The 9,203-nt window shown below is 73.0% G+C and carries 8 protein-coding genes and 1 pseudogene; 5 read left to right on the forward strand and 4 right to left on the reverse strand.

The genetic code is table 11. The features are described 5' to 3' along the window. The 4 genes from G3I42_RS31645 to G3I42_RS31660 form a co-directional block, all read right to left on the reverse strand. Positions 1-642 (reverse strand): glycogen debranching N-terminal domain-containing protein (locus G3I42_RS31645; RefSeq protein WP_275405312.1); only part of this gene is annotated, 642 nt, incomplete at its 3' end. Next, positions 639-2,063, reverse strand: coding sequence for a hypothetical protein (locus G3I42_RS31650; RefSeq protein ID WP_164291127.1), 1,425 nt, complete (start codon positions 2,061-2,063; stop codon positions 639-641). The genes G3I42_RS31645 and G3I42_RS31650, both read right to left, overlap by 4 nt. After that, complete coding sequence (locus G3I42_RS31655) at positions 2,060-2,860, reverse strand: sugar phosphate isomerase/epimerase family protein (RefSeq protein WP_164291128.1); 801 nt, start codon at positions 2,858-2,860, stop codon at positions 2,060-2,062. Before G3I42_RS31655 ends, G3I42_RS31650 begins: the two co-directional genes overlap by 4 nt. A 169-nt stretch (positions 2,861-3,029) precedes the next feature. Then, positions 3,030-4,076 carry a zinc-binding alcohol dehydrogenase gene (locus G3I42_RS31660; RefSeq protein ID WP_164291129.1) on the reverse strand — a complete coding sequence of 349 codons (1,047 nt, stop codon included), beginning with the start codon at positions 4,074-4,076 and terminating at the stop codon, positions 3,030-3,032. A 142-nt stretch (positions 4,077-4,218) separates the two neighbouring features. Between G3I42_RS31660 and G3I42_RS31665 the strand changes: the two genes are divergently transcribed. From G3I42_RS31665 to G3I42_RS37990, 5 genes and pseudogenes are all read left to right on the forward strand, one after another. Then, entirely contained in the window at positions 4,219-5,619 is a 1,401-nt protein-coding gene (locus G3I42_RS31665) for an extracellular solute-binding protein (protein ID WP_164291130.1), read from the forward strand. A gap of 150 nt (positions 5,620-5,769) precedes the next feature. After that, positions 5,770-6,750 (forward strand): sugar ABC transporter permease, encoded by a 981-nt coding sequence (locus tag G3I42_RS31670; RefSeq protein ID WP_164291131.1) that lies wholly within the window; start codon positions 5,770-5,772, stop codon positions 6,748-6,750. Then, positions 6,747-7,631, forward strand: coding sequence for a carbohydrate ABC transporter permease (locus G3I42_RS31675; protein WP_164291132.1), 885 nt, complete (start codon positions 6,747-6,749; stop codon positions 7,629-7,631). The genes G3I42_RS31670 and G3I42_RS31675 overlap by 4 nt, the downstream gene beginning before the upstream one ends. A gap of 180 nt (positions 7,632-7,811) precedes the next feature. Beyond that, complete coding sequence (locus tag G3I42_RS31680; RefSeq protein ID WP_164291133.1) at positions 7,812-9,032, forward strand: ROK family protein; 1,221 nt, start codon at positions 7,812-7,814, stop codon at positions 9,030-9,032. Positions 9,033-9,067: 35 nt separating this feature from the next. Beyond that, a pseudogene (locus tag G3I42_RS37990) lies at positions 9,068-9,203 on the forward strand (gfo/Idh/MocA family oxidoreductase); the annotation flags it as partial.

Genomic DNA, 9,203 nt, shown 5'->3' on the forward strand with positions numbered 1-9,203 from the left:
CGCGGGCGCCGTGGCGCCGTGCGGGCGTGCCTCGACGCGCAGCAGGACCTCCGCCGCGCCGAGCGCGGGCAGGTCGAGGTCCCACAGCAGGCGCCGGGCGGTGGGCCCGGCCTCCTCGACGGCGGCGGGTGCCGGGGAGGCGGTGACGGTGGTGACCGATTCCCAGCTGCCTCGCGTGTAGGTCCAGCGCGGGCCCGCCGCCTCGGCGCGCACCGTGCGGCGCGCGCCGTCCTTGGCGTAGACGCGGTGGTCCGAGCGCAGCTCGAACTGGTCGGCGAAGTCGGCGTCCACGAGGAGGGCGAGGCGCGCGGTACGCGGCCGGGGACCGTTGTTGACGAGCCGTATCCGCTCCACGAGGGCCCCCGAGGCGAGGGCGAGGTCCCGGACGACGGTGTGCGCGGGCGGGGTGTCGCGAGTACCGGCCGGGGCGAGCACGCAGGTGGCGCCGCCGTCTTCCTCGCGCAGCGGGACGAGGACCTGCGGGGCCTCGCCGTCCACCGTCAGCTCGTACCGGCTGAGGTGGCGGGCGTCGCGGCGGAAGAGGCCGTCCGGGCTGCTGCCGCGCCGCCCGGTGAGGCCGCCGTCGGGGCCGAGGACAGCGAAGGTGCCCTCGTGGACGAGCGTGGTGTCGGTGGTGCTCATGCCGCTGTCCTCTCTCGGGCCCCGGGCCGGGTCGCGGCCGGGGAGGGGGCCGCGCCCTCGCGGGGCGCGGGGAGCCGCTGCCCGGACCGCCTGGCGGCGAGCAGGTCGAGGCCGAGGGCCGCCGTCCAGCCGAAGGCCCGGGTGCCGCGCGCCGCGCCGGTGTACGGGTCGACGTACTCGGCGAAGCCGCTGGCCGACGCCGCGCGGAGCACGGACTCGCGCAGCGCGTCGGCCTCGTCGGTGCGGCCGTGCAGGCGCAGTCCGCGCTCCAGCAGCCAGTTGACGTTGAACCAGGCGGGCCCGCGCCAGTAGCGGGAGGGGTCGAACGCGGGATCGCGCAGGTCGTAGGAGGGGACCAGGGGCAGGGTGCCGAGGCCGAAGCTCTCGCCCTCGGCCGTGCGGACGAGCGTGTCCACCACGTGCGCGGGCAGCCCGGGGACGAGGAGCGGCACGAGTCCGGCGGCGCTGCGCGCGGGCAGGAGTTGGTCCGGGCCGAGGTCGCGGCTGAGGAACATGCCCTCCTCGGGCGACCACAGGCGCGCCACCAGCGCGTCGGTCAAGCGGGCCGCGCGCCGCTCGTGCGGGGAGCGGTCGCCGCCCAGTTCCGCGGTGATGTCGGCGAGGGCGTGCTCGGAGGCGATGAGCAGCGCGTTGACGCAGGGGTCCTCGACGGCGAAGGCGCGTGGCGCGGTGTCCCGGTAGCCCGCGTCGCGGTAGTCGGCCGCGAGGCGTACGTAGCGGCCGTAGTCGAGGTCGGTGGGGCGTTCGGCCGAGGCGCCGTGGTCGAGGTCGGCGCGACGGTAGGAGCCGGCCGGGGCGGGCTCGACGCGGGAGAGGGGGGCGTCCCAGGCGGGGCTGTTGTCCATGCCCGCCTCCCAGGGGTGCACGACCGCCGTCAGTCCGCCGCCGCCGAGGTCGCGCGGGATGGTGAGGTAGTCGTGCCAGGCGGCGAGCCGGGGGCGCAGCCGTTCCAGGAAGCCGCGCCGCCGGGAGAGCGCCGGGTCGAAGCGGTGCACGAGCCAGGTGGCGAGCGCGTGGACGGGTGGCTGCACGATGCCGGACGTCTCGATGTGGCGGGGTGCGCCGAGCGCGGCCCCGGCCCGCGAGGAGCGCCAGAAGTCGGGGCTCGGGAAGTAGGCGCCGAGCGGGACGGCGGGGTTGAAGACGATGTGCGGGATGCGTCCGTCGCCCCACTGGGCGAGGGTCAGGGTCTCCAGTTCGCGCTGCGCGCGGCGTACCGAGAGGTGGCGCAGTCCGATGGCGATGAACGCGGAGTCCCAGCTCCACTGGTGGGGGTAGAGCCCCTGCGAGGGGATGGTCGAGTCCCCCCGCCAGTTCTGGAGCAGGACCCGTGCCGCACCGCGCCACAGTGTCAGGTCGGTGGCGGCGGTGGGCACGGGAGCGGTGAGCGGCTCGGTCACGCCCCCGACCTCCGCAGGAAGGCGGGGATGGAGCGGACGGCCTCGACGGGGTCGCCCGTCAGGCGGCACTCGGCGGCGAGGTAGCCGTCGAAGCCGATCGTGTGCAGGGCGCCCAGCCAGGCGGACCAGTCGAGGTGACCGGCGCCGGGCTGGAAGCGGTTGGAGTCGCTGACCTGCGTGTGCCCGATGTAGGGGGCGGCGGCCAGGATCGCGGCGGCGGGGTCGGCCTCCTCGATGTTCATGTGGTAGCTGTCGATGCCGATGCGCACCGCGTCGAGGCCGGTGGCGGCGATCAGTTCGGCGGCCTGGTCGAGCCGGTTGACCATGTGGTCCTCGTACCGGTTGAGCGGTTCGAGGTAGAGGGTGACGCCCTCGGCGCGGGCGTGCTCGCCGAGTTCGGTGAGCCCGGAGAGCAGGATCTCGCGGTCCTCCTCCTCGGAGCGCGGCGGCTCGAAGGGGGGCAGGCGGCGCGAGAACATCCCGTAGGAGGCGGGGGTCTGCACGCCGAGCGCGCCGATCTCGGCGGCGACGCTGAGCTGCGACTTCATCTGCTCCAGGGCGTCGCGGCGCAGGTCGTCGTCGAAGGCGGCGAAGAAGTGCAGCATCTCGACGCACACGGTGGGCATGACGACCCCGTCCTCGCGGGCCCGCAGCAGTTCGGGGAGCCGGTCGCGGAAGCGGAACTCGCCCTGGGAGCGCAGCTCGACGGCGTCGTAACCGGCCTCCTGGGCGAAGTCCCACTTCTCCTGGAGGCTCTCCCCGGGCAGCAACTGTTCCTGGCAGGCGATCTTCAACATGGCAACGGGGCCTTTCCGTGCCGCAGGCGCGGCACGCGGGGGTACGGGGCGGGCGGGCCCGGTGCGGGGCCGGAGACCGCGTGGGGGCGGGAGTTCGCGCGCGGCGGGCGGGGAGGAAGGGCTGTCCGCCCCGCCCGGCGCGGTCCGGGAAGTGGTCCCGGAAGGGGGCTCAGAAGCTGAGAACGACCTGGAGCGCGTCGGCCGGGTGCTCGTCGAGCAGGACGTACGCCTCGGCGGCCTCGGCGACCGGGACGACGTGGCTGACGAGACCGGAGACGTCCACCCGGCCCTCGGCGACGAGGGCGAGGAAGGTGCGCTGGAGTCGTTCGACCGTCCAGCGGCCCGCGAGCTGCGGGGGCACCCCGCCGATCTGGGAGCAGATGAGCTGGACGCGGTTGTGGTGGAACTCGTCGCCCAGGCGCAGGCCGGCGCCGTCGCCCTGGTAGAAGCCGGAGGCGACGACGCGGCCGCCCACGGCGACCGAGCGCAGCGCCTCGTGCAGGGCGGGGTAGGCGCCGCTGATCTCGATGGCGACGTCGGCTCCGGCGCCGTCGGTGGCCTCGCGGATGCGTTCGGCGACGGCGTCGGTGCGGGCGTTGAGGGCGTGGGTCGCGCCGTAGGAGCGGGCGGTGGCGAGGCGGCCGTCGAGGGCGTCGACGGCGGTGACGCGGGCGCCGTTGAGCTGGGCGAGCCGGGTGGTGAGCAGGCCGATGACGCCCTGCCCGAAGACCGCGACGTCCTCGCCGACATGGATGTCGGCGGCCAGGACGGCGTTGTAGGCGATGGCACCGACGCGGGCGAAGGCACCGGCGAGCGGTTCGAGGCCGCTCGGCAGGGTGTGGCCGATCATGCGCTCGACGGGGACGACGCCCTCGCTGCGGTGGCCCCAGATGCCCCAGACGAGGTCGCCGGTCGCGGGGACGCCGGGCCGGCCGAGGAGTTCGGGCGAGACCTCGGTCACTTCGCCCACCTCGGAGTAGCCCCAGCCGGCCACCGGGTACTCGATACCGGCCGCGCCGTCGCGGAAGAGGCGGGCCTCGGCGTCCCAAGTGCGGGTCAGGTAGGGGTTGGTGCCCCGGTACGCGGTCAGCTCCGTACCCGCGGATATCCCGCTGTAGCGCGTGCGGACCCGCAGGTGGCCGGGGGGAAGGGGGGCGCTCTCGTGCGAGGCGACCTCGACCTGTCGGGGGCCGGTGAACTGGACGACGCTTTCCACGGGACTGCTCCGGTCGTGAGGGGAAGGTGGTGCGGGTGATCACTCACTTCCGTCGAAGATATCTCAGGCTTATGTCTTGTCAAGAAGCAAAAGTGATGCTGAGATGCGTTGACGATCAACGTAAGTAGGGTGAGGAAACAGCATGGTGTGGAAGGCCCGAGGGACCAGGACAGCTCTGGCCGGGCTCGCCGCGACCCTCGTCGCCGGGCTGCTCGCCGGTTGCGGGAACTCGGGCGAACAGCGGCCGGACAAGCGGATCACGGTCTGGACGCAGGAGAACCTGCCGCCTCGCATGGCGGTCACGAAGAAGGTCGTACAGCGCTACGAGAAGGAATCGGGCGTGCACGTCGACCTCGTCGGCGTGGACGAGGCCCAACTGCCGCAGCTCATCATGTCCGCCGCGGCGGCCGGGAAGCTGCCGGACGTCATCGGCGCGGTCCCGCTCGGCCAGGTCTGGCAGATGTACGGCAACGGGCTGCTCAACACGGACGTGACCCGGAAGATCGTCTCGGATCTCGACCCGAAGACCTTCCAGTCCAACGCCCTCTCGCTCACCGCCGACGGCGAGAAGCGGCTGGCCGTCCCCTCCGACGCCTGGCTGCAACTGCTCGTCTACCGCAAGGACCTCTTCGCCAAGGCGGGGCTCAAGCCGCCCACGAGCTACGCGAGCGCCCTCAAGGCGGCGGCGAAGCTCGACAAGGGCGACATGGACGGCATGTCACTGGCCACCGATCCCTCCGACGTCTTCACGCAGCAGAGCTTCGAGGACCTGGCCCTCGCCAACGGCTGCCGCCTCGTGAACGACAAGGGCGAGGTCACCCTCGACTCCCCGGCCTGCCGCACCGCCTTCAAGGCCTACGACACCCTGGCCCGTGAACACGGCGCCCCGGGCACCCAGAGCGTGGACACCACTCGCGCCACCTACTTCGCGGGCCGCTCCTCGATGATGGTCTGGTCCTCCTTCCTGCTCGACGAGCTGGCCGGGCTGCGCTCCGACGCGCTCCCGAGCTGTCCGCAGTGCAAGAAGGACCCGGGCTTCCTCGCCCGCAACACCGGCATCGTCACCGCGCTCCAGGGCCCCGACGCCCAACAGCCCGCCCAGTTCGGCGAGATCACCTCCTGGGCGGTGACCCGGACCGCCGAGACCGCCGCCTCGCGCTCCTTCGTCGACTACATGATGGGCAAGGGCTACGCGGACTGGTTCGGCATGGCCCCCGAGGGCAAGATCCCGGTCCGCAGCGGCACCCCGAAGGACCCGGACGTCTTCCGCACCGCCTGGCGCGAGGCGGACATGGGCGTGGACAAGCGGCGCTCGCTGAAGCAGGCGTACCCCGACGGCCTCACCGATCAGCTCCTCGACGGCATCAAGGGGATGCGCCGCTGGGGCCTCACCGAGGGACAGGGCACCCTGGTGGGCGCGACCAACGGCGAACTCCCCGTCGCCAAGGCGATCGGCGCGATGACCGGCGGCCAGGAGTCCCCGGACGCGGCGGCCGAGGAGGCCGCCTCCGAGGTCGAGGCCCTGCGCAAGTCCCTCCAGTGACGCCCCGCGCGGTGCCGGGGGACGGGCCTCGTGGACGCGCCTCGCCCCGGGCACCGCGGGCGTCCGCCACCCGCCCTCCCCCGGCCGGTTCCACCGCCCGCCTCCCCCGCACGCCCCTCCCCCCAGGCCGTTCCCCCTTGAGGTAACCCCATGAGCACAACCCCGCGCGACGCGACGAAGCGCCGCGCCACCCCGCGCACCGCGAGCCAGCGGGAGAACCGCTCCGGCATCGCCTTCGTCACCCCCACCTTCCTCGTGGTGCTGGTGGTGGTGATCGTGCCGATCCTGTGGACCGTCCTGCTCGCCTTCCAGAACGCCAAGCTGGTCGACATCCAGGACAACGGGCTCTTCGGCCGGTGGACGCTCGACAACTTCGCCCAGGTCTTCGGCTCGCCCGGCTTCTGGAGCAGCCTCGGCACGACACTCGCCTACACGGTCGGCGCCACCGCCGGCTCCGTGATCCTCGGTCTCGTCGCCGCCCTCGCCCTGCGCCGGCCCTTCCGCGGCCGGGGCCTGCTGCGCGCCGCGATGCTGCTGCCCTACGTGGCACCCGTCGTCGCCGTCTCCTTCGTGTGGGAGGTCGCGCTCAGCCCGCAGTACGGCATCGTCAACGAGTGGGGCCGCAAGCTCTTCGGCTGGGACGACCCGATCGCCTTCCTGTCCACACGGTCCTACGAAGTGAGCCTGCTCGGCGCGCACTTCGACATCCCGCTGGCGCTCCTGACGGTCATCGCCTTCGAGACCTGGCGCTACTTCCCCTTCGCCTTCCTCTTCCTGCTGGCCCGGCTCCAGGCCGTGCCCGACTCGCTGGAGGAAGCCGCCCGCGTGGACGGCGCGACACCCACCCAGCGCTTCCGCCACATCCTGCTGCCGCAGCTCATGCCGGTCATCGCGCTGCTGAGCGTGCTGCGCTTCATCATGACGTTCAACAAGTTCGACGACGTGTACCTGCTCACCGGCGGCGGCTCGGGCACCGACGTGGTGGCCGTGCGCGTCTACGACTTCCTCACCTCGCGCTTCGACGTGGGGGCCGCCTCCGCCCAGGCGCTCGTGCTGGCCGTCGTGCTCATGCTCCTGCTGGGCGTCTACTTCAAGTTCTTCGCCAAGAAGGTGCAGGAGGAGTCCGCATGAGCCGCGCGTCCCGCATGACCCGCGCCCAGTTCGAGGAACGCCTCTTCGGCGTACTGCGCTGGGTCGTGATCCTGTTCCTGGCACTCATCACGATCGTGCCCTTCTACTACATGCTGCTGCTGTCGCTGAAGCCCATCGACGCGCTGCTGCTCGACCCGGGGCGGCTGTGGATCAGCGCCCGCGAGTTCACGTTCGCCACGTACGAGAGCGTCCTCAAGCCCACCTCCGAGGGCGGACAGGGCTTCCTCGGGATGCTCCTGAACTCGGCGCTCGTCGCCGTGGCGACGGTGCTGCTGACCCTCGCGGCGGCCGTTCCGGGCGCCTACGCGGTCAGCCGGCTCAAGTTCTTCGGCAACCGGCAGGTCGGCGCCCTCTTCCTCGCCGTCTACCTCTTCCCGGCCACCCTGCTCGCCGTCCCGCTCTTCGTCATGTTCGCGAAGATGGGCCTCTCGGGCAGCCTCGTCGGCCTCGCCGTCGTCTACATCGCGCAGACCGTGCCGGTGTCGATCTACATGCTAAAGAACTACTTCGTCACCATCCCGTACAGCATCGAGGAGGCGGCGGCGATAGACGGCGCCTCTCGGCTCCAGACGGTCCGCAAGATCATCCTGCCGCTGGCCCTGCCCACCCTCATGGCCACCGGGCTGTACGTGTTCATGATCGCCTGGAACGAGTTCCTGTTCGCGCTCCTCTTCCTGGCCGCCGACCCCGGCAAGTGGACCGTCTCCCTCGGACTCCAGCAGCTCGCCAACGGCATCGAGGTGTCCAAGACGGTCCTGATGGCCGGCTCGGTCGTCCTCACCATCCCCGTCGTCGTCCTGTTCTTCGCGGCGGAGAAGATGCTGACCGAGGGCCTGACGGCGGGCGCTGACAAGGGCTAGGAGGGTCCCGGAGCGCCCATGCCCGGCGGTACTGTCTGCCGGGCGCCGCGGCCGTGGATCATGGACGGGGCGACCCCGGGGACACGGGGCCGCCCCGGGCCCGTAACAAGGGCGCGGCATGCTGACCGGCGAGCGCCGGGGGGAGGCCCCGGCCACGATCGAGGGGGACGAAGGACGCTGATGGCGCACACCCAGGCGAGCGCGGGGCACCTGCTGGGGCTGATCCGCGGCGGCGCGGCCACCACGCGCGGGGAGTTGCAGGAGGCCACCGGCCTCTCCCGCTCCACCGTCGGCCACCGGCTCGACCAGCTCTTCGCCGTCGGCTGGCTGCGCGGCAGCAGCGGCACCTCCACCGGCGGCCGCCCCTCCGCGCGGCTGGAGTTCGACACCGGGCACGCGGTCGTGCTCGTCGCCGACCTGGAGACCCGGCACGCCCGCGCCGCCGTCGTCGACCTCGCCGGGACGGTCCTCGCCGAGCACCGCGACGCCCTGGTGATAGCGGAGGGACCCGACGTGGTCCTCGACCGGCTCGCCCGCTGGTTCGCCATGCTGCTCGACGCGAGCGGCCAGGCGCCCGAACGCGTCTGCGGCGTCGGCCTGAGCGTGCCGGGCCCCGTGGACTGGGAGCGCGCCCTGCTCGTGCAGCCGCCCATCATGCCCGGCTGGGACGGCTACCCGCTGCGCGAACGCTTCCGCGAGTACTACGCCGCCCACGTCGACGCCGCACCGCGCGAGGAACCGCTGCCGGTCTTCGTCGACAACGACGCCAACCTCATGGCACTCGGCGAGCAGCGCGCCCTCCATCCCGACTGCCGCGCCTTCGTCTTCGTCAAGGCGTCCACCGGCATCGGCGCCGGCGTCGTCGTGGACGGCGCCCTCTACCGGGGCATCGACGGCGGCGCGGGCGACATCGGGCACATCCGGCTGCACGACCGGCCCGACGTCGTCTGCATGTGCGGCTCCCCCGGCTGCCTCGCCGCGGTCGCGAGCGGCGGCGCCATCGCCACCCAGCTCACGGAGGCGGGCGTGCCGACCGCATCCGGGCACGACGTGCGCGCCCTCCTCGCCGCCGGGCAACCGGACGCGGTGCGCCTGAGCCGCCGCGCCGGGCAGCGCATCGGCGAGGTCCTGGTCACGGTCGTCACCCTCCTCAACCCCGGGGTGCTCGTCCTCGGCGGCGACCTCGCGAGCACCCCCTTCCTCACCGGCGTACGCGAACTGCTCTACCAGCGCGCCATGCCCCGCACCACCGCCCACCTCCAGGTCCTCACCTCCGAACTCGGCGACCGCGCGGGCCTCCTGGGCGCCGCGATCATGGTCGTGGACCACCTTTACGCACCCGAGCGGGCCGACGCGCGCCTGCACGCGCTCACCCGCGCCACCACCGGCGCCGCCCGCTGACCTCGCGGGCACGCCCGTACCACCCGGAGAACACCATGCACGACCCCGCCGCCCCCACCGCCGGGAACCCGGCCCCGGTCCGCGTCGGACTCGTCGGCGCGGGCCCCTGGGCCCGCACGATGCACGCGCGCGTTCTCGCCGCGGGCCCCGAGACCCGGCTCACCGCCGTCT

Origin of the sequence: Streptomyces sp. SID11385 (genome assembly GCF_010548245.1) — a bacterium.
Classification (GTDB): Bacteria; Actinomycetota; Actinomycetes; order Streptomycetales; family Streptomycetaceae; genus Streptomyces.